20 protein-coding genes are annotated in these 21880 nt (G+C 36.9%); 14 read left to right on the top strand and 6 right to left on the bottom strand.

Features of this window, described 5'->3' with window-relative positions; all coding sequences use genetic code 11:
• Positions 1 to 24 precede the first annotated feature (24 nt).
• Complete coding sequence (locus tag V4P56_RS05145; protein WP_455481840.1) at positions 25 to 1056, top strand: class I fructose-bisphosphate aldolase; 1032 nt, start codon at positions 25 to 27, stop codon at positions 1054 to 1056.
• 923 nt (positions 1057 to 1979) lie between these two features.
• Here the strand turns inward: V4P56_RS05145 and rpmE are convergent.
• On the bottom strand, positions 1980 to 2201 hold the full coding sequence (gene rpmE, locus V4P56_RS05140) for a 50S ribosomal protein L31 (RefSeq protein WP_455481839.1): 222 nt from the start codon (positions 2199 to 2201) through the stop codon (positions 1980 to 1982).
• 187 nt (positions 2202 to 2388) lie between these two features.
• On the opposite strand from rpmE, the gene V4P56_RS05135 reads away from it, so the two are divergent.
• Positions 2389 to 4164, top strand: coding sequence for an ABC transporter transmembrane domain-containing protein (locus V4P56_RS05135; RefSeq protein WP_455481838.1), 1776 nt, complete (start codon positions 2389 to 2391; stop codon positions 4162 to 4164).
• Positions 4165 to 4252: 88 nt separating this feature from the next.
• Here the strand turns inward: V4P56_RS05135 and V4P56_RS05130 are convergent, their stop codons facing one another.
• From V4P56_RS05130 to V4P56_RS05115, 4 genes are all read right to left on the bottom strand, one after another.
• A complete protein-coding gene (locus V4P56_RS05130) occupies positions 4253 to 5044 on the bottom strand; it encodes an inositol monophosphatase family protein (protein WP_455481837.1) in 792 nt (263 codons plus the stop codon).
• Between the two features lie 15 nt (positions 5045 to 5059).
• Positions 5060 to 5632 (bottom strand): elongation factor P, encoded by a 573-nt coding sequence (efp, locus tag V4P56_RS05125; RefSeq protein ID WP_455481836.1) that lies wholly within the window; start codon positions 5630 to 5632, stop codon positions 5060 to 5062.
• Positions 5633 to 5858: 226 nt separating this feature from the next.
• Entirely contained in the window at positions 5859 to 6902 is a 1044-nt protein-coding gene (locus tag V4P56_RS05120; RefSeq protein ID WP_455481835.1) for a tetratricopeptide repeat protein, read from the bottom strand.
• Entirely contained in the window at positions 6899 to 7582 is a 684-nt protein-coding gene (locus V4P56_RS05115; protein WP_455481834.1) for a thiamine phosphate synthase, read from the bottom strand. Before V4P56_RS05115 ends, V4P56_RS05120 begins: the two co-directional genes overlap by 4 nt.
• 1003 nt (positions 7583 to 8585) lie before the next feature.
• On the opposite strand from V4P56_RS05115, the gene V4P56_RS05110 reads away from it, so the two are divergent.
• From V4P56_RS05110 to tolB, 9 genes are all read left to right on the top strand, one after another.
• Positions 8586 to 9104, top strand: a complete 519-nt coding sequence (locus tag V4P56_RS05110) for a DUF1465 family protein (protein ID WP_455481833.1) — start codon at positions 8586 to 8588, stop codon at positions 9102 to 9104.
• Between the two features lie 194 nt (positions 9105 to 9298).
• A complete protein-coding gene (gene ruvC / locus V4P56_RS05105; protein WP_455481832.1) occupies positions 9299 to 9808 on the top strand; it encodes a crossover junction endodeoxyribonuclease RuvC in 510 nt (169 codons plus the stop codon).
• Positions 9805 to 10431 (top strand): Holliday junction branch migration protein RuvA, encoded by a 627-nt coding sequence (ruvA, locus tag V4P56_RS05100; RefSeq protein WP_455481831.1) that lies wholly within the window; start codon positions 9805 to 9807, stop codon positions 10429 to 10431. The genes ruvC and ruvA overlap by 4 nt, the downstream gene beginning before the upstream one ends.
• 2 nt (positions 10432 to 10433) lie before the next feature.
• Positions 10434 to 11528, top strand: coding sequence for a Holliday junction branch migration DNA helicase RuvB (ruvB, locus tag V4P56_RS05095; RefSeq protein ID WP_455481830.1), 1095 nt, complete (start codon positions 10434 to 10436; stop codon positions 11526 to 11528).
• Positions 11521 to 11961 carry a YbgC/FadM family acyl-CoA thioesterase gene (locus V4P56_RS05090; protein WP_455481829.1) on the top strand — a complete coding sequence of 147 codons (441 nt, stop codon included), beginning with the start codon at positions 11521 to 11523 and terminating at the stop codon, positions 11959 to 11961. The genes ruvB and V4P56_RS05090 overlap by 8 nt, the downstream gene beginning before the upstream one ends.
• Positions 11962 to 12103: 142 nt before the next feature.
• Positions 12104 to 12823, top strand: a complete 720-nt coding sequence (tolQ, locus tag V4P56_RS05085) for a protein TolQ (RefSeq protein WP_455481828.1) — start codon at positions 12104 to 12106, stop codon at positions 12821 to 12823.
• 13 nt (positions 12824 to 12836) lie between these two features.
• Positions 12837 to 13289 carry a protein TolR gene (tolR, locus tag V4P56_RS05080; RefSeq protein WP_455481827.1) on the top strand — a complete coding sequence of 151 codons (453 nt, stop codon included), beginning with the start codon at positions 12837 to 12839 and terminating at the stop codon, positions 13287 to 13289.
• Between the two features lie 78 nt (positions 13290 to 13367).
• Positions 13368 to 15041 (top strand): cell envelope biogenesis protein TolA, encoded by a 1674-nt coding sequence (locus tag V4P56_RS05075; RefSeq protein ID WP_455482668.1) that lies wholly within the window; start codon positions 13368 to 13370, stop codon positions 15039 to 15041.
• Positions 15042 to 15082: 41 nt separating this feature from the next.
• On the top strand, positions 15083 to 16399 hold the full coding sequence (tolB, locus tag V4P56_RS05070; RefSeq protein WP_455481826.1) for a Tol-Pal system beta propeller repeat protein TolB: 1317 nt from the start codon (positions 15083 to 15085) through the stop codon (positions 16397 to 16399).
• Between the two features lie 431 nt (positions 16400 to 16830).
• Here tolB and V4P56_RS05065 read toward each other — a convergent pair whose 3' ends face one another.
• A complete protein-coding gene (locus V4P56_RS05065; protein WP_455481825.1) occupies positions 16831 to 17577 on the bottom strand; it encodes a YebC/PmpR family DNA-binding transcriptional regulator in 747 nt (248 codons plus the stop codon).
• Positions 17578 to 17967: 390 nt separating this feature from the next.
• On the opposite strand from V4P56_RS05065, the gene V4P56_RS05060 reads away from it, so the two are divergent.
• From V4P56_RS05060 to tilS, 3 genes are all read left to right on the top strand, one after another.
• Entirely contained in the window at positions 17968 to 18666 is a 699-nt protein-coding gene (locus tag V4P56_RS05060; RefSeq protein WP_455481824.1) for a DUF1013 domain-containing protein, read from the top strand.
• Between the two features lie 206 nt (positions 18667 to 18872).
• Positions 18873 to 19394: a peptidoglycan-associated lipoprotein Pal gene (gene pal, locus V4P56_RS05055; RefSeq protein WP_455481823.1), complete on the top strand. Its 522-nt coding sequence runs from the start codon at positions 18873 to 18875 to the stop codon at positions 19392 to 19394.
• A 990-nt stretch (positions 19395 to 20384) separates the two neighbouring features.
• Positions 20385 to 21815, top strand: a complete 1431-nt coding sequence (tilS, locus tag V4P56_RS05050) for a tRNA lysidine(34) synthetase TilS (RefSeq protein ID WP_455481822.1) — start codon at positions 20385 to 20387, stop codon at positions 21813 to 21815.
• Positions 21816 to 21880 lie beyond the last annotated feature (65 nt).

Here is a 21880-nt window from a genome sequence, read left to right as displayed (position 1 = left end):
TAAGACAGAAAAAAGGAATTTTTTATGAATGAACGTCTTGAAGATATCGCACTTGCTTTGGTTCGTACAGGTAAAGGTATTTTAGCAGCAGATGAAAGTACTGCTACGATTAGCAAGCGTTTTGAAAGCGTTGGTATAGAATCTAGCGAAAACAATCGCCGTGCTTATCGTGAAATGCTTTTTACAGCAAAAGAAGCTATGGAAAGCGCTATCTCTGGTGTTATCTTATTTGATGAAACTCTTCGTCAAAAAGCGTCTACAGGACAGATGTTGATCGATATTATTCGTGATGCTGGTGCTTTGGTTGGTATTAAAGTTGATACTGGTGCTAAACCATTGGCGGCTTTTCCTCAAGAGATGATTACAGAAGGGTTAGATGGTCTTCGTGAACGTTTAAAAGACTATTATGCTTTGGGAGTACGTTTTGCAAAATGGCGGGCAGTGATTGCAATTGATGCATATACTTTACCAACAAAAGGGGCAATAAGCCAAAATGCGCAAGCTTTAGCACGTTACGCTGCTTTGTGTCAGGAAATAGGTCTTGTACCAATTATTGAGCCGGAAGTACTGATGGATGGACAATCATGTCAGCACTCAATTACCCGCTGTTTTGAGGTTACACAAGCTGTTTTAAATACTGTGTTTAAAGAATTATTTGAGGCACGTATCCTTTTTGAAGGCATGATTTTAAAACCCAATATGGTGATTGATGGGAAAGACGCGCGGATTGCTTGTGTTGAAGAGGTAGCTGAAAAAACAATCCATGTTCTTAAACAGACTGTTCCTGCAGCTGTTCCAGGAATTGCTTTCCTTTCTGGAGGGCAATCTGATGAAGAAGCAACGGCTCATTTATCAGCTATGAATGCTTTAGGGTCATTGCCTTGGAAATTAACCTTTTCTTATGGGCGAGCGTTACAAGCGGCTGCGTTGAAAGCATGGGGAGGAAAACATGAAAATATTGTTGTTGCACAAAAGGCTTTTTGTCATCGTGCACGGATGAATCATCTTGCTGCTTTAGGAAAATGGACAAAAGAACAAGAAAAATCTTGTGTCTGAATAACAACAAGCCTTATCTTCAAATAAACATAGATTTTACATTATGCTCTCTTGTGATAGGGTAATGATAGCATGTTGAGACTAAAAATTTGTCTAAGAAAGCTTTTTCTTAAAGTATTTCATATAAATTAACCAATTGATTTTTGATCATAAATCAATGATTTGATTTTGTATCAAATTATTTAATATTGCAATATTTTTCTGTTTTGTGCACCATTATTTGGTAAGCAAAAATGGGTTGATTGCAGTCCAAAAGGCGAATAAAAAAGTAGATTTAAAAGTGATATTTTCAGGGTAGGTTAAGTATACAGCTTACGAATCATTTGAATGTAAGAGTAATTCTAATAAGTGCAAGAGTAATACAGATAATTGAAAGTTGGTAAATGTAAATGATAATGCTGACCTATAGCTGTTGTGGATGAAGATAATGACGCAATATCATACTATTCATGGTTGGTATCCAAGAGATAGATGAATAGTCTAGCAAAGACATATCTTTGTAGTAAGTGTGCGAATCAGTTGAACGATGGTTATTTTATCTGTCTTATAATTAGCATACCTGATAATCCTTTAGGATATTGTTACCAGCTAATTAATGGTAAAATTATACTTCTTATAACCTTATAAGATGATGAGATAAAAAAGATATAAGAAGCCAAAAGGTATTGTAAAATAAAGGTTTGCTTCTCTACAGCAATATAGACCTATGAACAATTTTTAAAGAATAGACAGCTATTTTACTATAGCATAAAAAGCTACTAGAGTAGCCAAAAGAAGCATGAAACACACTGATAAGATTATGTTATCTATTGAAAAACTATACAAAATAGAAATTTACTCTTAAAGTATATTCTTCTGACTACTTATATGATCTAATTGCTTTTTTTATAATTTGTTGGTTTTTTATCGTAGTAAATAAAATTTTACATACCGATGTTACCAAAACGATTTTTGAATTTAGAAACGCGTCCACCACGATCAACCAATGTTTGAGATCCTCCTGTCCACGCTGGATGTGTTCTTGGATCAATGTCCAAATTAAGAGTATCACCTTCTTTTCCCCAAGTAGAGCGAGTCGTATATTGGGTGCCATCTGTCATAACAACAGTGATTTTATGATAGTTGGGATGAATATTCGCTTTCATGTGGCAAACCTTCTGTTTTTATGCAACGAAATGGCACATACTCTATTTTTTAAGTGCACTTTCTTTGTCTTTTTGATAAATCTATTGAAGTATCATCTTTATAACTGAGCACGTATCAAAAGACAAGTGTTCAAGATACATCATTTCATCAAGAATCATGAACAACCTAATAAGTGAGTAAGATCCTGTGAAGTTATTCAATTATTCAGAAAAATCTACAAGGCCTTCATTTTCTTCACTTTTAAACTTTAGTTCTTATATTGCACGTTATCGTTTACTTATTATCTTTGCTTTTTTGGCTTTGCTTGTTGCTGCTCTTGTTACGCTAGTTTTACCTGTTGCCATTCGTCAAATGCTTGATCATGGTTTTTCTACTTGGAGCCAAGGTAATATCAATTTTTATTTTGGTATTTTGTTTATATTGGCTTTGCTTCTCGCACTTTCTTCAGCCTGCCGTTATTATTGTGTTATTACTTTGGGTGAACGAATTGTTGCAGATTTACGGCGTGATGTTTTTATACATATCACAAAACTTTCACCTGCTTTTTTTGATAATTCTCATTCTGGTGAGATTATTTCGCGGTTATTAACGGATATAACTCAAATAAAATTGGCTGTTGGTTCTACTGCTTCTACTGCTTTGCGTCATTTGATTGTGGTGGTTGGAGCAATTGTCATGATGGTAATTACGAATGCTAAATTATCTTTACTTGTTTTGTTTGCTATACCCTTTGTCGCTATTCCATTGGTTGTTTTTGGACGAAAAGTTCGCGCACGGACACGCATTGCACAAGATCGTTTAGCAGATGCTAATGCCTTGGCAACTGAACAGGTAAGCGCTATTCGTACAATACAAGCTTTTACTGCTGAAAAACATATTATTGCACGTTTTTCAGAGTTGGTTGAATATGCTTTTCAGACTGCACGTGCTTCTGTAATTTTACGCTCCTTTTTTACCGGTTTTGCAATTTTTTGGGTTTTTAGTAGCGTTGTTGCTGTTTTGTGGATTGGATCTCACGATGTTTTGGGTGGTACCATGTCTGGTGGGACATTAGGTCAGTTTGTGCTTTACGCAGTTTTTGGAGCTTCAACTTTTGCACAATTATCAGAAATTGGTGCAGAATTAATGCAGGCAGCAGGTGCTGCTGAACGGTTATCTGAATTATTGCAAGAACAGCCTACTATTTCAGTTCCAAAAATTCCTTCACCATTAGTAAAGCCTGTTCAAGGAGCAATCGTTTTTAATCAGGTTGATTTTAGTTATCCTTCTAGACCACAAGACAAGATTTTACACTCTCTTTCTTTTTCTGTTAAAGCGGGTGAAACTGTTGCTTTTGTTGGTGCTTCAGGTACAGGAAAAAGTACTATTTTTTCTTTAATTCTTCGTTTTTATGATCCAATAAGTGGTCAAATTCTGCTTGATGGTGAAAAAATCAACCACCTTTCTCTCTATGATCTACGCAGCTCAATTTCTTATGTTCCACAAGATGTTGCAATTTTTGATGGTACATTACGTGATAATATTGCTTTTGGTGTCGAAAATATTAATGAAGAGAAAATTATTGCTGCAGCGAAAACAGCCAATGCACTCGAATTTATTGAAACTTTACCAGAGGGTTTTAATACAAGAGTAGGAGAACGTGGTATTATGCTTTCTGGTGGGCAAAAACAACGTATTAGTATTGCCCGAGCAATTTTAAGAAACGCTCCTTTATTGCTGCTTGATGAAGCAACATCAGCTTTAGATGCAAGCAGTGAAAAGCTGGTACAAGAAGCTTTAGAAGGATTGATGCAAAACCGAACAACACTGATAATCGCACACCGTTTAGCAACAATTTTAAAAGCAGATCGTATTCTTGTGATGGATAAAGGGACTCTTGTTGAAGAAGGAACGCATACGGAACTTGTTGCACAAAACGGAGTTTACGCACGTCTGGCTAAATTGCAATTCTCACTTGAATAAATTATCAATATCATCATAGATTTATTACTGTTAATGAAAAGACATGGTTTCAAGTATTATTCGTTCTATTGAACATTGTTTTGAAGATTCAAATGCCTTTTTTGAGAATTTTCTCTAACTTGGTACGAATAAATTCATTACCAGCGATGATATTTTTTTTAAAAAATACATTGCTACCGCCTTCCTTATCGGTAACAAATCCACCGGCTTCACGAACCATCAATATTCCGGCAGCCATATCCCAAATTTGAAGATTATCTTCCCAAAATCCATCTGTTCTTCCAGCAGCGACATAAGCTAAATCAAGAGCAGCAGCTCCAAAACGGCGAATACCAGCAACTTCAGCCATTACATTACGCAATTCTACAAGATATGTTCCATGATTAGAACGCCCTAAATGAGGCATTCCTGTTGCAATAACACAATCTTCCAGTTTTCGCCGTGTAGAAACGCGACAGCGCCTGTCATTAAAGAAAGCACCACCACCACGTTCGGCAGTAAACAGCTCGTCACTAGCAGGATTATAGATTACGCTAGCAACGATACGCCCTTGACTTTCTAAAGCAATGGAAACAGCAAAAAAAGGAATACCGTGTAAAAAATTTGTTGTCCCATCCAAGGGATCCACAATAAAACGATGCTGAGAATCTTCTCCAATAATTTCTTCAGATTCTTCCATTAAAAAACCAAATTTTGGTCGTGCTTTATTTAATTCATTAAAAATAATTTTTTCAGCTTTGCGGTCTGCTTGACTCACATAATCTGCGGGTCCTTTTAATGATACTTGTAAATTTTGGACTTCACCATAATCGCGTACCAAAGAGCGCCCAGCTTTCATTGCGGCTTGCACCATGACATTCATGATTGCAGAATGAGCCATATTTTATCCCTTTATTTATCCTTTATCATTTGCACGTCGCAAATAAATTAATTCATTGGTATCAACAATAATACGCTCACCAGCGTTAATAAAAGGTGGTACGAGAATACGAATACCGTTTTCAAGAATTGCAGGCTTATAAGAAGATGTAACTGTTTGCCCTTTGATTGCTGGGTCGGCTTCAGCAATTGTTACGGTAACTTGATCAGGGAGTGATATGCCAATTGGTTTTTCTTTGTAGAGTTCAACAGTTACGATCATCCCATCTTGTAAAAAAGCAGCACGCTCACCAACAAAATCTTTTTGTAATTCAAGCTGTTCATAAGATTGTGAATCCATAAAAACTAAAGCATCACCTTGTTGATAAAGGAAAGTAAAATCTTTTTGTTCAAGACGTACTTTTTCAACAGTTTCGGCTGCACGAAACCGTTCATTGAGCTTTGTACCATCGACTACATTTTTCATTTCAACTTGATTAAATGCGCCGCCTTTTCCTGGTTTTACGGCATTACATTTAACAGCTACCCACAAGCTTCCTTGATGTTCGATCACATTACCTGGGCGAATTTCATTGCCGTTAATTTTCATTGTTTATATCCAATTCCATCCTTACAAAAAGAGTTATCTCAATTATTCTTTTAGAAAAATCGCTCATTAGCTTTGCAGAAAGAAAAAATAACCTTTTTGTGCCTTATCTTCTACTTTTTGCAAGACCATAAAAAAAGCTCAGACGCAAGTCTTTAAAAGATTTTCTAAATTTTTTTTGTGGGAATATTTATATAAAAAAAAGAACATCATTTCTGTTAAGCGTGCATTAAAGAACAGGGAGGAGCTCTATCGCTTTTTTACGCGCGGTTTCTAATTGTGCATCATCCATACCTTGGAGCATAATTTCAAGATCAGGTTCTTGTATTTTTGCTTGCTTTGCAACCATATACCATGCAGCAGCCATAATAGTGTCACCTTTTGTACCTATCCCATCTCGATAAAGCCTTGCCAAATTGACCTGTGCTGGTAGAATCATATTAACAGCATTGGTAAAAAGTAAACGAAAAGCACGTTGAAAATCAGATTTGCCACCACGGCCTTGTACAAGCCATTGTGCTAAAAGAATTTGTGCCATGGAATGTTTATTTTGGGCAGCAATTTCCATCAACTTTCGTGCATTATAGTCATTTTTTGGTCGTGTTAAAGTTCCTGAAGCAAGAATTTTTGCTGCAGCAAAAGCAGCCTCAGGATCACCAAGTGCAGCGCCTTTTAAAAACCATTTTAATGCTTGTTCTGTTGCTTCATTTTCACGGTTTTGTAATAAGACACCTGCCAGAGCCTGCTGTTCGTATGAGGCTTTATAAAGAAGCAATTGTCCATAATAAAAATAAGCTTCTTTCACATCAGCTTCTGCTGATTTTCGAATAAATTGTTCACCAAGTTCTTGATTTTGTGCAATAAAATTACCATTAAACAACATAAGTCCATAGCGTAGTTGTGCCTGTGGTTCACCTTGTTTTGCTGCACGTCCAAACCATAAAGCAGCACGTGCTCCATCAGCAGAAACGGCGTATCCTTCCATATAAATTCGAGCAACTAAGGTTTGGGCAATTGGATCATTTTGTTCAGCACGTCTTAGCGCTTCACGGAAGGCTTTTAAGTAGTATCCTTGAATATAATAGTTATAGGCTTGATCATACTGCCCAGCTTTTAAGGGATGGAAAGGTTCTTTAGTATTTGAGCTTTTTTGAATGGTATTAAAAGTCCGTTCAAAATTTGAAAATTCCTCAATATTTTCAGAAGCATGCGCAACAGTGACTGTAAACCACATTGCTGCTAAGATGAGAAGCCCAATATCTCTTTTTATCATAGATATCTTTTCTCCACCAATAAGGGAAAATTTTTACATTTTTCTTTTATCATATCAAGCATGATAAAAGGATTATCATGAGAAAAAATTATTTCTTCAATAGCGATAAATTCGCATGCAGTTTTCAAAGCTTCGTCAAGAGCTGGAAAATCGCTTCCAGCTTGGATAATGGCTGGAATTTCCATAATCTCTGCCCACCATTGTGCTAATTGGATATTACGAGGGTGGGGGTGTGGTTTTTTATCGGCACCTAATTTTCCAAATAGCAAATAATCGATGCCAGATTCTGCAACAATCATAGCAGAATGACGATTTCGTAAATTTCCAAAGCCTATTATTTTTTGTTCTTTTTTTTGATTCTTTAAGTATTCAAGAGTGCTAGGATTGCTCTCTAGATGCAAACCATCAGCCTTTATTCGTCCAGAAACTTGGCTAGCTTCAGCAATAAGAAGAGCAGCACCATGATTTTGAATATCATTGGCATAGATTTTCGCTTGTTTTTGTAGAAACGACTCATCATGCTGAACACCTTGAGAATCATAAAGAATCACACACGAAAAAGATTCTGTTTGCATGATTTGACGTAAAAAAGCAGGATTTAAGATCCGTCGAACATCTAATGTCAAAACTAATTGAGGAAAAAGATAAGGCTCAATCAGTTTGCTCTGTTGTTTTGTCATATAAAATCCTTAACTTATTAAAAATAAATTTGGCTCTTAAAAAATAAAGATTTACCTTCATTGCCTTAGATTAATATACTTTTGATGTCGATGAACATTTGCCCCACTTTAAGCATTCTTTTTAATTGGGCATAGGGCATAGCTAAATAAGCGTAGAACATCGCTCAAAGTAGATTATCGCTTATGATTTACAGAAAGCTATTGATGGCATACCATAATGCTTTTAATCATGATCTGTACTCTTTTTATATGTGTAAATATTTTTTATTCTTTAACTTTGTTGATCATTTGCATCAACTATATTCCCAGAATTTTGTATAAATGTATAACACATAAAAACTTTGACTTTTTTGGTCTAACAGCAATATTTATTTTGCTTTCAGATGTTTTTTAGTTGAGTTTTAATGCTCATTTACCTTAAGAATCTTGTGTTTTTATTATAAAAAATTTTGGTAAAAATTTTTTAGCTTTATGAGATATATCCTTACAATTTTAAGTCTTTTTTAGAGGATTTTTTATTGTAGTGTGTGGAGCAATTTTTATTGATGAATAATAAGAGCTTATTGCTAACATAACCCTTTTATTACATTTTTTAAACATCTTAAGCTTTGGATGCTTAACAATTTTAGGTAAATAAAGTTTATCAGTTGTTATGGTTAGCGCCGTTGTTATGATATTTGGGCAAATTTTAAAAATAGTGATGACGAGAATATTTTTTTCCGATAGCGTATTGATTCTAAGTGGTATTGCGATACAATTTGGAATTGCTTATTATTCTCATGAAAAATATTAACTTCATCATTGGTTTTTTTCAAGTAAGCTAATCAGTTTGTAGTGTCATTTTATGACACATTAACCTTAGTGTGAGAAGCACATTGCATAAGAATTTTAAAAGAGATACTTAATTTTAAAAAAGGGGTGTTCTGCGCAGCGAGGAAAGAAACTTTTTAATCCTCTGTTCGTTGAGTGTCATAATTTTATGCTGATCTTGGAGTGTAAAGGCATGAGCGCACATAAATACACATATGATAAACCCATTATCATGATTGAGCATCATGCTTTTGGAAGTGCTTTTAATCGTCTTTATGAAGAAACAATGGCTCTGATTGAAGAAACAGCGGCTTATATCAGTACAGAAGGAAAATTAGCTGCACGTTCTCTTTCTACGGAAACTTCTGCAATTTATGCAAAGGAAGCAATGTATTTAAGTACACGGCTTATGCAAATAGCTTCTCAACTTCTTCTTCTTCGCGCAGAGCGTGAAGGAGAAATGCCGCCAGAACAAATACAAAAGGAGATTGCAAAAGTATCGCTACATACACCGACATTAAAATTAGAAAGCACATCTTGGCAAGAATTACCGGAAGTTTTTCGCCACTTTGTAATTCGTTCATTGCGTCTGGAAGAACGAATGCAGTATATGAATTACAGTAGAGAACGCGTATCTTCTCACACCTTGGAAGGTGATAATCAAGTAGGTAAACAAATTGAATTACTTAAAACCGCTTTCCAGCGTTCTTAAATTATTTTGAATTTTTGTGTCTTTCTTTTTGGCTTTTTTCTCCATTTTTGCTGATATATCTATCTTTTTAGGTAAAGCGACTTTACTAAATTTCTTTCATGTTTTATCTGTTTTAGTATTCCGTATTTGGGGTTTATTTTATTCGCCTAGCAAATATCTGTTCAAATGAAGAAAAATAGCATAAACTCATTTTTATGGCAGAGGTGATTCGTATTATAGGTATTGATCCTGGACTACGTCGAACAGGATGGGGCGTTATTGATCTCTCCGGTAATCACCTTCAATTTATTGCAGCAGGCACGATTTCTTCTGATGCACGGTGTGATCTTGCTTCTAGACTGTGCCAGCTTTATAAGGGTCTTTCAGATATTTTACATCAATTTATGCCTCATGAAGCTGCCGTGGAGCATGTATTTGTTAACAAAGATGCTACAGCGACTTTAAAACTTGGTCAAGCGCGTGCTGTTGCACTTCTTGTTCCAGCACAAGCAAATCTTCCAGTTTTTGAATACGCCCCAAACAAAGTTAAAAAATCAGTTATTGGTGTTGGGCATGGAGCTAAGGAACAAATTCATATGATGGTAAAAGTTCTTCTTCCACGCGCTGAATTTGATAGTAGTGATGCAGCGGATGCACTTGCGCTTGCTCTTTGTCACAGTAACCATCGCATTAGTATATCTCATCGTTCAAGGATCATGGCATGATCGGTAAATTAAAGGGTATCCTTGAACATATTTTTGATGATCATATCATTTTGAATGTTCATGATGTAGGCTATATTGTTTTTATATCAAACCGGCTTCGTTTTTCTTTACCAGCTCTTGGTGAGAGTTTAAGCTTGTTTATTGAGACGCATGTACGTGAAGATGTTATTCGCCTTTTTGGTTTTTCCGCAAAAGTTGAACAAGAGTGGTTTTGTCTTTTACAAAATGTGCCAGGTGTTGGAGCAAAGGTAGCTTTAGCGATTTTGGGCATTTTATCACCAGATGAATTGGCACAAGCGATTGCATTAAATGATGTTGCAATGATTAGTCGTGCTCCAGGAGTGGGGAAAAAAGTCAGTGAAAGAATTGTGGGTGAACTTAAAAGCAAAGCACCATCATTTAATGATAATATATCCCGATCTGTTCCGTCTCCTCAGCTAAATACAATCAATCAACCAGTTAATGATGCGCTTTCGGCTTTGATTAAACTCGGTTTTGAACGTGATCAAGCAGCCAGTGCTCTTGCTTCAGCAATGAATATTCTTGAAGGGGAAACTGTTTCTTCTGAATTACTCATTCGTCATAGTCTTAAATTACTTTCTCTCCCGCTTAGTACAAGGTAAAAATGCGTAAAGATGAAGATCAACGCCTTCTCAGTAGTGGCTCCCTTCCCAACGATCCAGATCGCTCTTTAAGACCGCAAGCACTTGATGATTTTATTGGTCAAGAAGCAGCACGTGCAAATTTAAAAATATTCATTGAAGCAGCAAAAGTACGCCAAGAAGCACTGGATCATGTTTTATTTGTAGGACCACCTGGCTTAGGAAAAACAACCCTTTCACAAATTATGGCAAAAGAACTAGGGGTTAATTTTCGTTCTACTTCAGGTCCAGTTATTGCTAAAGCAGGAGATTTAGCAGCTCTTTTAACCAATTTAGAAGAACGTGATGTTCTTTTTATTGATGAAATCCATCGTTTAAGTCCAGCAATTGAAGAAATTCTTTATCCAGCTATGGAAGATTATCAGCTTGATCTTATTATTGGTGAGGGGCCTGCAGCACGTTCGGTTAAAATTGATTTAGCAAAATTTACTTTAGTTGCGGCAACTACGCGTTTAGGGCTTTTAACTACACCCTTACGAGATCGTTTTGGTATTCCAATTCGGTTAAATTTTTATACTATAGAGGAATTGGAATATATCGTTCAGCGTAATGCTAGCCTTTTTTCGATACGAATCAGTGATGATGGTGCTCATGAAATTGCAAGACGTGCCCGTGGTACTCCACGAATTGCAGGACGGCTTTTACGTCGGGTTTGTGATTTTGCTTTGGTCAAACGTGTAGAAAAAATTGATCGCAGAATTGCTGATGAAGCTCTTTCTCGTCTTGAAGTTGATCATCTGGGTCTTGATTTACTTGACCGGCGCTATTTGTTGCTGATTGCAGAAAATTTTTTAGGTGGTCCTGTAGGCATTGAAACTATGGCTGCAGCTTTATCAGAGCCACGTGATGCTATTGAAGATATTATTGAGCCTTATCTTTTACAACAAGGTTTTATTCAGCGAACTGCTCGTGGGCGAATTCTCACAGAAAAAGCTTGGAGCCATGTAGGACTTTGTGCTCCAGCTTCCACGATTTTAACACAAAAACACGCTCAACTATCTGGTGCACAAGATAATTCATCAATACAAGAAACTTTATGGGATGGAGTAGATGACTGAAACACACCCTTTTAAAGGTAATCATAAAAATACTTTCCGTGATCTTCAGGCGCGGGTTTATGTTGCTGATACAGATTTTTCTGGTGTGGTTTATCATGCGCGCTATCTAGAATTTTTTGAACGAGGTCGTGCAGAGTTTTTACGGGATACAGGTTTTGATAATAGTTTGTTTGCATCTGGTAAACAGGGTGAAAAAGTGTTTTTTGTTGTGTGTCATATGGACATTAATTTTTCTAAGCCAGCACAGATCGACAATCTTTTAACAATTAAAACGCGGATCGATCGTGTTCAAGGGGCGCGTTTTTTTATGGATCAGTATATTCTATGTAACGATACAATTTTGGTAACAGCAAAAGTTGCAATTGCCCTTATTAATAAGGAAGGTAAACCACGACGTTTACCAAAAGGTCTTTTTTCGACAATTCTTCCTTAAAAGTATGTTCCATTTAAAAAGTGGTTTTGGGCGGTTGTTTTATAGACGGACTAAAATTTATTTTCTTAAATTTAGAAACTGTAAAACAATCTGTTTTATTGAATTTTAATAAATGAATCTTTCATTTAGAGGGATAGAAATTATGCCACATATAGAACTGATGAATCCGGAGACAATTGGAGTGCTAAACCTGTTTATGCAAGCCAGTTGGGTTGTAAAAACTGTCATGATTGGGTTGTTATTGGCTTCCGTATGGAGCTGGGCCATTATTTTTGATAAAATATTCACTTATCGGAAAATACGGCGTGAAATAAAGCAGTTTGAACATGTATTTTGGTCAGGAAAACCTTTAGAAGATCTTTATGAAGCATGTAAAAATCAGCATACCACTAGCATATCAGCGGTTTTTATGGCAGCGATGGTCGAATGGAAAAAATCTCTTGCAAAAGGAATCCATACGTCGATAAGCTTACAGAGTAGAATTGATAAAGCCATGGATCTTACTTTAGGGCGTGAAAGTGAAAAAATAGAATCAAAATTAAACTTTTTAGCTACACTTGGATCAGCAGGTCCTTTTATTGGACTTTTTGGAACAGTTGTTGGTATTATGGGGTCGTTTCTTTCTATTTCAGCATCTCAAAATACTTCACTGGCGATTGTAGCACCAGGTATTGCAGAGGCACTTTTGGCGACTGCTATTGGTTTGTTTGCAGCAATTCCAGCGGTTATTGCTTACAATAAATTGGTTCATGAAAGTGCTCAAATAATAGCACAAATAGAAAATTTTACTGATGAATTTTCAACAATTGTGTCACGACGCATTGATGAAACATTAACATCAACATCTCAGTCACCATTATAAAGGAGAGCTATCGATGGGAGTTTTTATTGCTTCTTCTTCTCAAAGAAATACATACAGGCGTCGCCGTTTGCGAAATCAATTCATAAGTGAGATTAATGTCACACCTTTTGTTGATGTGATATTGGTCTTGTTGATTATTTTCATGGTTTCTGCTCCGCTTTTGGTAAACGGTGTTCCTCTCGATTTACCTCGTAGTCAAGCTGGGCCTGTGCGAATGAATAGCTCTCCACTCACCGTTTCTCTTGATGCACAAGGGCGCTTAGCTATTAATCAAGATTATTATGATACACCGGAAGCTCTGATTGCACAACTTAAAGCTCAACTAATGACTGATCCTACACAAAAGGATCAACGTATTTTTGTGCGTGCTGCTAAAAATGTTGAATATCAACGGGTATTACAACTGCTCGCAAGTATTCAAAAAGCGGGATTTTCACAAGTTGCTTTGGCTAGTTTAGTACAATAAAATTATAATAGACTATTTTGCGCTATATATAAAAAGGCAACAAGTAGTGATTAAAAATAAAATACACAAGGTATGATGATGAACAAAGACTCTTATCATAGTATGAAACGAGGCTTGGCTTTATCCCTTGCAGTACACATAATTTTGTTTGGTTTTGGCATTATTCATCTCACCACTCCTGTCCACTTATCGCAACAACAACTAGAAGCTATTCCGATCACTCTTGCTTCTCTTGATCAAGAATTATCTTCTCAACAAGGTGCATTCGATGCTCCTGTACATGAAATTCCTTCAGTAAAATCAACCAGCAAACCACAAGAAATAGAAAAAGCACAGCATGTTGGAGATGGACAGGTAGATAGCGCTATACGCTTTAAACCGAAAGAAAAACTATGGCACGTTGAGACAACACAGCCAATATCAGGAGAAAAGAGTATATTAGAGAAATCTTCATCACTGCTCAAAGCAGAAAAATTGCTAGAAACAAAAGCAGAGGAAATTACAAAAACACTACAAGAAGATGCGGCAAAGGTTATGTCAGCGGTACCTGCAGCAGCTCCGCAAGAAGATACGGCAAAGGCTATATCAGAGGTACCTGCAGCAGCTCCGCAAGAAGATACGGCAAAGGTTATTCCAGAGATGCTTGAAGCATTTTCACAAGAAGATGTGGCAAAGGCTATATCAGAGGTACCTGCATCAGCTCCGCAAGAAGATACGGCAAAGGTTATTCCAGAGATGCTTGAAGCATTTTCACAAGAAGATGTGGCAAAGGCTATATCAGAGGTACCTGCAGCAGCTCCGCAAGAAGATGCGGCAAAGGTTATGTCAGCGGTACCTGCATCAGCTCCGCAAGAAGATACGGCAAAGGTTATGTCAGCGGTACCTGCAGCAGCTCCGCAAGAAGATGTGGCAAAGGCTATATCAGAGGTACCTGCAGCAGCTCCGCAAGAAGATGTGGCAAAGGCTATATCAGAGGTACCTGCAGCAGCTCCGCAAGAAGATGCGGCAAAGGCTATGCCAGCGGTACCTGCAGCAGCTCCGCAAGAAGATACAGCAAAGGCTATGCCAGCGGCACCAGCAGCAGCTCCGCAAGAAGATACAGCAAAGGCTATGCCAGCGGCACCAGCAGCATCTTCTTCAACAATACAAAAAATGTCTACAGAGCAACCGTCAGCAAGCCAACAAGCCACAATTGTACTACCAGATAAATCTCCTCTTCCACAGTTTAAACCAAAATCTGCTAAACAATCTACGATGCAAAATATGCAAACTATGAAAAAACAAAATCCACAAATGACCGAAATGACAATTGAACATATTTTGGCAAGAGAGGAAAAAAATCTACTCAATCGTGCACGTACTCAAGGAGGTGGAGCGAAACGTTCCAGCAAACCAGAAGCATTAGGAGCACGAAAAGATATTGGGAATACTGCAAAAATGGCACAAACATTGGTCAGTATTGCTGGTGGGTGTATTCAAAAAAAACTTAAACTTGTTGCTCTTGGTGGAGATTTAAAGAATCGTCCAGTTGTACGTTTACAATTTCGCCTAAATCATCAAGGTATGGTTATAGGAGATCCTGTTATTGATCCACTAAGTGGTGCAGAGAGTCAGCAAGCCATTATGATAAGGCAAGTGTATGCTGCTGTTTTTTCGTGCCAACCTTATGAAGATCTCCCACGAGATCAGTATAATTTATGGGGACAAGGTTTTGATTTTAATGTTGATCCTTTTCAAGAGATAACGCAATGAGATGCAGATATATTTCCCCTTTTAATGAAAGGAAACACTTTATGACTAGGCACATATTTTTCTCTTGTTTTTTTGTCATGGTAGGTTTGTGGTTTTTGGGTTTTTCGTCTGCTCATGCACAGCTAAAAGGTACCATTTCCAGTGCTGATTTTAATCCTATTCCAATCGCAATAACAGATTTTATGTCCAACGATTCGATAGGAGGGAAGATAACTGCTGTCCTAACTGCGGATCTTGAGAGATCGGGACTTTTTTTACCACTTGATAAGGTATCTTTTTTCGAACAATTCCCTAATCCCAATAGCCAACCATCTTTTTCCAATTGGCAAAAAATAAATGCGCAAGGTTTGGTCACTGGACAGGTTATAAGAGAAATTGATGGACGGTTGAGAGTGGATTTTCGTTTATGGGATGTCTTTGGACAACGGCAACTCAAAGGACGGCGTTTTTATACAGCGACAGAGCGCTGGCGGCGTGTTGCACATATGATTGCAGATGAGATCTACAGTACGATGACAGGAGAAAGCGGTTATTTTGACACGAAGGTTGTTTTCATCGATGAAACAGGACCTTACAATGCACGTGTTAAACGTTTAGCAATTATGGATCAAGATGGAGCAAATTTGATTTATATTTCTGATGGTAGTGAATTAGTGTTGACACCGCGTTTTTCACCTAAGCGACAAGAAATTACATATATGGCTTATGAGTATAATAAAACGCCTCATGTTTATCTTCAACAAATTGAAATAGGGCAAAGGGAATTAATCGGAACCTTTGATAATATGACAATTGCTCCACGATTTTCTCCTGATGGACAAAAGGTCATTATGAGTTTGTTGCAAAAAAATGGTAGTGCAAATCTTTACACCATGGATTTACGTACACGTACGATGACGCGGTTAACAGCAACTTCGGCTATTGACACATCAGCTTCTTATTCACCAGATGGGACAAAAATTGTCTTTTCATCAGATCGCAATGGGAAGCCGCAAATCTATACGATGAATGCAGATGGGAGCAATCTCAAACGTATTTCTTCAAATGAGGGCAGCTATTCTACGCCTATTTGGTCGCCACGTGGTGATTACATTGCTTTTACAAAACAATCTGAGGGACAATTTTCTATCGGTGTGATGTATCCTGATGGACAAGGAGAACGGATTTTAACAACAGGTTTTCATAATGAAGGGCCAACTTGGGCTCCCAATGGTCGTGTATTAATGTTCTTTCGTAAAAATCCGGGTATGGGACCCAAAATTTATACGATTGATATTACTGGACGCAATGAACGCTTACTGCCTACACCCAACGATGCTTCTGATCCAGCATGGTCGCCATTACTCAGTATGCAATAAAAGATCTGCTCAATAAAGATAAACAGTATACAAGATAAGAGGTGCAATAAGCTTTACCTTTATGCTTATCTCTTGTCTTAAGAGCGATGATTTATTATTTTTATAATCATCTTATATGAATTGTTATTAAGTTTTACTCCGCATCGGGTTGTTGTTGTAGATGATGAAAATTTCTATGAAAAAAAATTCTGTGGGGAGGGAAAATAGAGGGAATTTTTAAGGTTTTATACCGGAATTTTTGGTTGAAAGTATTTGAGAGTACAAACAAGATAGTCTGCTTTTAAGCAGTTTTTTATATGCTTAGGCAAAAATAAAGGTCGATTATATTTGTGTAAACACAATAATTATACAAAAGTTTTACAGAAGAAGAATCTGCAAAAGAGAGAATCTACCTGATGGTTGCTTAGAGAAGATAATTACATTGAAATGAATTATGCAGACAACTTTACCAAAATCTCATCACTGACATCAAAATTGGCATAAACATTTTGCACATCATCATCTTCTTCTAATGTTGTGATAAGCCGTAAAATTGACAAAGCTTTTTCTTCATCGACTGGTGCAAGAGTGGTGGCTTTCCAAACAGTTTTGATTGATTCTGCTTCACCAAGTTTTGCTTCGAGTATTTTAGAAACTTCACCAATATTTTCAAATGTACAGGTAATATGATGACCGGTCTCTTCTGATTGTACATCTTCAGCACCTGCCTCAATCGCTGCATCCATGATGTACTCGGCGGTGCCTGCTTCAGGCTTATAGATTATTTCACCAATCCTATTAAACATGAAGCTTACAGAACCCGTTTCTCCTAGTGCACCACCTGATTTGGTAAAGGCAGCACGCACGTTTGAAGCGGTGCGGTTTCGGTTATCTGTTAAGGCTTCGACAATGAGTGCAACACCTCCAGGACCATATCCTTCATAGCGCACTTCATCATAATGTTCGACATCATTGCTGGAAGCTTTCTTAATTGCTCGCTCAATATTGTCTTTTGGCATCGATTGTGCCTTAGCATTTTGTACAGCAAGCCTTAAACGCGGGTTCATTGCTGGATTGGGAGTACCTTGTTTGGCTGCGACTGTAATTTCGCGTGCAAGTTTAGAAAATATTTTTGAACGCATTGCATCTTGACGTCCTTTACGGTGCATAATATTTTTAAATTGTGAATGGCCTGCCATGGCTTCCCTTTCAGTTTGAAGGAGGTTTCCTTCAATTTAGGCATTCAAATACCTGTTCCAACAAAATAAATATTTCTGACAAATTCATTGCAGCATAGTATGAATAAATCGAATAAACTCTTTATAAAAAAATTTACTTTAAAGGTAAAGATATTCTCTTGATGATCATCACAAGATAGGTGTCTTGTCGTCGATAAAAAATCACGCTATAAATAGGGTGTAATTTCATGGCAAAAATGGTTTATTCCATATCTTGCTTTATTAAAGCGAGTAAATATAGCCTTATTGTATTAAAGGGGAACACCTTAGTATGTTATAGAGGGAATACCCTAGAGCTCCAGAGTGGGCGATAACCTGCCTTAAAAAGGCGCATAAAAGGATATTATAGAGATGGCAATGCAACTTTTGATGCCCAAAGCTACAGCTGTATGGCTGGTTGATAACACAGCACTTTCTTTTGATCAAATTGCAGAATTTTGTAAATTGCATGTATTGGAAGTGAAGGCTATTGCAGATGGTGAAGCTGCTCATGGTATTAGAGGCCTAGATCCGATTAGTTCTGGGCAGTTAACGCGCAGTGAAATTGCACGTGTGGAGGCTGATAAAAATGCACGCTTGAAAATTTCAGAGTCGAGAGTTCGTATTCCTGAAAAAAAACGCAAAGGTGCTCGTTATATTCCTCTTTCTCGGCGTCAAGATCGCCCAAATGGTATCTTATGGTTGGTGATCAATCATCCTGAATTAAAAGACGCCCAGATTGCACGGTTGATCGGAACAACAAAAGCAACCATTGAGCAAATTCGCCACAGAACCCATTGGAATAGCGCTAATTTAGTTCCCCTAGATCCTGTAGGGCTTGGTTTATGCCTGCAAATTGATTTGGATTTCGAACTCCAGAGAATCGCAAAAAGTCGTCCTGTATCTGCTGAAGGAGATAGGTCTTTACTTCCTGCGTCAGTTACAGAAAATATTGTTCTTAATGAAGATCAAGATGAACAGAATCTCGATAAAAATTTCGATGCTGATAAAGTTTTTGCAAAATTGAATGCACTTCAGAAAAATCGTCAAGATGATATACAAACAGAATAGTATGATATCAAAATATAGGGTACTGACTGCTTACGTGAGCTCTTCAGGTTGTGGATAAAGAAAATTGATACAAGTTCAAAGATAGCAGCAAATACAACAAGTAAGAAGGTTTTTATTTTCACTAGAAGTTAATAATCATTCTTGAAAAATTATTAAAAATGATGTGTCTTTTCAGCTTTGATGCTTACAATAAGGAGAACCAGTCCATGAGCTTTATTAGAAATATTATCTTTTATCCATTAGCGGTGGTTCTTTTTTTCTCGCTATTTTTGGGTGGTTGTGGCAAAAAAAATATCAATGCTACTAATGGTATGAATGGCTCTTATTTCAATGGTACTGGTTTTAATCAATCGTTAGCAGATTCAAGGCAAGATTTTACCATTAATGTTGGAGACCGCGTTTTTTTTAGTCTTAATTCTTCTTCTATTGAGCTTGATGCTCAACGTATTTTAATGCGCCAAGCTGAATGGTTGCTTCGTTATCCTTTTTATGCCATTACGATTGAAGGTCATGCTGATGAACGTGGTACACGTGAATATAATTTAGCGCTCGGGCAGCGTCGTGCTGTAGCTGTACGCGATTATTTAATTTCTCTTGGAGTATCTGCCCAACGAATACAAACAATTTCTTACGGAAAAGAAAGACCTGTAGCTGTGTGTGATGATATCTCTTGTTGGAATCAAAATCGGCGTGCTGTGACTACGATCAATCATGCATCTAGTGATTAAAAAAGTGAATATCAATGGTTTGTTTAGACCATTGGATTAGTTTTTTAGGGGGAGGGAGAAACGGTATATGCACGCATTAAGAAACGGAATTGGGAAGCTATCTTTTTTGTTAATTCTTATGGTATATTTTAATTCTGTTTGTTCAAAGTGCGTCACGAAAAATTGTACAATTTTTTTCCTGTAATACAGCATCCTTTACTCAAAGCTTAGCACTTTTTGCTCAAGGTACTGTTAGGGTCAAGAATTAATTTTGGAAAATCAAAGAGTCTTTTCTTGAAGACAGTGATTTGGATGTACTCCTAGTATAGGATATAAATGGTGCTTGCATATAGTGGTTCAGAAGATCCTAAAAAGCAATTTTATTGGTTTTTTAATCAGTAAGACTCTACATTCTGACAATCTTTATTTGGATAAAAATTTCAGGCTATAAATATTAATAAGTCAGGGAAATTTTGCGAAAAATAATTAAAATAATGTTGCTGGTGTGGAGAGCCATTAACACGAAAATTACTTAAAGGAAACGCATAATTATTTGGGTAGAACGCATAAAAAGAATAATCATGTCGAATCGTACCAAAATGAAGATTTACTTCTTTTTTCTTCCAAAATTTTATATAAAGATGCACCTACAAATTATTTAAAAGATTACGATTTTATTCTTTTTACTAACTATATTGAAGCTGAAAAAGTATTTTTCACTTTTCAAAACTTTTATCAGGGAAACTCTTTGAGTGGTGATGCTTTGTTTTGATTAGCAGAAGCTTTGTTGAGACAAGAATGCTATATTATGAAGCTGTTAAGTTTACTTCACTGTATGGTATAAAGACAGGAGGATTCTCTATAGTTCTAAGATTTTATTAAAATTTCGGTATGGTTGAATTTGTTTATAATTGAAGAAGTTTGTGCACTTTTTACGATGATAAAAAAACACTATAAAATACTAGGGTACACCTTTTATAAGCGCTTTAAAGAGGAGCGGAGTCGTTTGCAGTGCTTATTCGATTAGCAGAAAATCTCTTTAAAACATCAGATTTTATACAATGTCAGAAGCTGATTCTTGCTGTTTCGGGGGGAAGTGATTCGCTTGCTTTGCTGTTTTTGGTTAGAGATTATTTAAAAACTCTATCTGCTCCTCCAGAGGCGATTGTTGTTACTGTTGATCACCAATTACGAAAAGAATCAGCTCATGAAGCGGAGAATGTTGCAGAAATTTGTCGTTATCATCAAATGAAGCATATTATTGTGCGATGGGAAGGACAAAAGCCAAAGACGCATGTCGCTGAAAAAGCACGTATTGCAAGGTATGATCTCCTATTTAAAGAAGCACAAAAACAGGGTGCAACACTTATTATGACAGGGCATACACTCAATGATCAGGTTGAAACTTATCAGATGCGCAGTCAACGTGTTTTAAAAAGTGTTGGTGCTTTGCAACAAGAAATTTCTGAGGGTATATCTGATCGAGTTTGTACCACAGCCATTGCAACAGATATTTTAGAAAAGAGCTGGGGATTGATGTATGCGCGTGGTTTGTCTTGTATTCCACGTGAAGCATTGTTGCGTCGTACAGTGCGTTTAATTCGCCCACTCCTTGGTGTCAAGCGCAAAACATTGCGTGCTTATTTGCGTTTGCAGGGAAAAACATGGATTGATGATCCAACGAATGAGGATCTGAATTTTGAACGTGTGCGTATCCGACAATCGCTTCATCAGAAAAAGCTTACCGATATTGCTAAAAAAATTAATGAAGCTACTCTTAAACGTCGTCAACAAGCACAAAATCTTGCTGATTTAATCTTGGCACTGGATATTATTGTTGAACATGGGCGCTGTTTTATTGGAAAACCTGCGCCATTTTTACAGCGTCATCCAGGTTTTTTCTTTATTGTGGGTCTCTTTGCAGTATTGATGGGAGGGGGATTTTATTTGCTTCCCTATAAAAAATTGATTGCACTTGATAAAAAATTATGTCTAAATTCTCCTGGGAAGCAACGTTTCACTTTGGCTGGATCTGTTATTGAATGTAGCCAAAAGGGAGTTGCTTTTTGGCGTGAGTCTCGAAATATTAGAGAGGTGGCTGTTGATCCAGGAAAAACTATTTTATGGGATGGGCGCTATCAGATTACCAATTATGGATCTGACACTATAAAGATTAGGGCAGCTAATTTGGAATATTTGAAATTCTTATTCAAAAATGGTATTTGTGATCCTGAGCATCCTCATTTCCCCTCTCTGCAGTCGTTATTGATGATCTCAAATAACAAAGGTACTGATATCCCAGAGCTAACTTATCAAGCTATCTTTCAACAAAATGTTGTTATAAAGCGGATTATGGCTCCATTCGAATGGCTTTTGTCACGTGAAGATGCTGCTCTTGTCAATGTTATTGAACCTTTTTTTAATATTGATGTGAAAAGATAAAGAAAATTACTTTAAAAGATGGTAAATACCTTATCATATCTTGGCAAGTAGCAGACAAGGTTATA

Source organism: Bartonella sp. B35(2025), assembly GCF_053794465.1.
Note: the sequence above shows the minus strand (reverse complement) of the source record. Positions and strands in the feature narration are given on the sequence as shown.

Bases quoted from the DNA above. Each gene is read 5' to 3' on its own strand.
- V4P56_RS05145 (WP_455481840.1), top strand. From the start codon at position 25: ATGAATGAACGTCTTGAAGATATCGCACTTGCTTTGGTTCGTACAGGT.
- rpmE (WP_455481839.1), bottom strand. From the start codon at position 2,201: ATGAAAGCGAATATTCATCCCAACTATCATAAAATCACTGTTGTTATG.
- V4P56_RS05130 (WP_455481837.1), bottom strand. From the start codon at position 5,044: ATGGCTCATTCTGCAATCATGAATGTCATGGTGCAAGCCGCAATGAAA.
- efp (WP_455481836.1), bottom strand. From the start codon at position 5,632: ATGAAAATTAACGGCAATGAAATTCGCCCAGGTAATGTGATCGAACAT.
- V4P56_RS05120 (WP_455481835.1), bottom strand. From the start codon at position 6,902: ATGATAAAAAGAGATATTGGGCTTCTCATCTTAGCAGCAATGTGGTTT.
- V4P56_RS05115 (WP_455481834.1), bottom strand. From the start codon at position 7,582: ATGACAAAACAACAGAGCAAACTGATTGAGCCTTATCTTTTTCCTCAA.
- V4P56_RS05110 (WP_455481833.1), top strand. From the start codon at position 8,586: ATGAGCGCACATAAATACACATATGATAAACCCATTATCATGATTGAG.
- ruvC (WP_455481832.1), top strand. From the start codon at position 9,299: ATGGCAGAGGTGATTCGTATTATAGGTATTGATCCTGGACTACGTCGA.
- ruvA (WP_455481831.1), top strand. From the start codon at position 9,805: ATGATCGGTAAATTAAAGGGTATCCTTGAACATATTTTTGATGATCAT.
- ruvB (WP_455481830.1), top strand. From the start codon at position 10,434: ATGCGTAAAGATGAAGATCAACGCCTTCTCAGTAGTGGCTCCCTTCCC.
- V4P56_RS05090 (WP_455481829.1), top strand. From the start codon at position 11,521: ATGACTGAAACACACCCTTTTAAAGGTAATCATAAAAATACTTTCCGT.
- tolQ (WP_455481828.1), top strand. From the start codon at position 12,104: ATGCCACATATAGAACTGATGAATCCGGAGACAATTGGAGTGCTAAAC.
- tolR (WP_455481827.1), top strand. From the start codon at position 12,837: ATGGGAGTTTTTATTGCTTCTTCTTCTCAAAGAAATACATACAGGCGT.
- V4P56_RS05075 (WP_455482668.1), top strand. From the start codon at position 13,368: ATGAACAAAGACTCTTATCATAGTATGAAACGAGGCTTGGCTTTATCC.
- tolB (WP_455481826.1), top strand. From the start codon at position 15,083: ATGACTAGGCACATATTTTTCTCTTGTTTTTTTGTCATGGTAGGTTTG.
- V4P56_RS05065 (WP_455481825.1), bottom strand. From the start codon at position 17,577: ATGGCAGGCCATTCACAATTTAAAAATATTATGCACCGTAAAGGACGT.
- V4P56_RS05060 (WP_455481824.1), top strand. From the start codon at position 17,968: ATGGCAATGCAACTTTTGATGCCCAAAGCTACAGCTGTATGGCTGGTT.
- pal (WP_455481823.1), top strand. From the start codon at position 18,873: ATGAGCTTTATTAGAAATATTATCTTTTATCCATTAGCGGTGGTTCTT.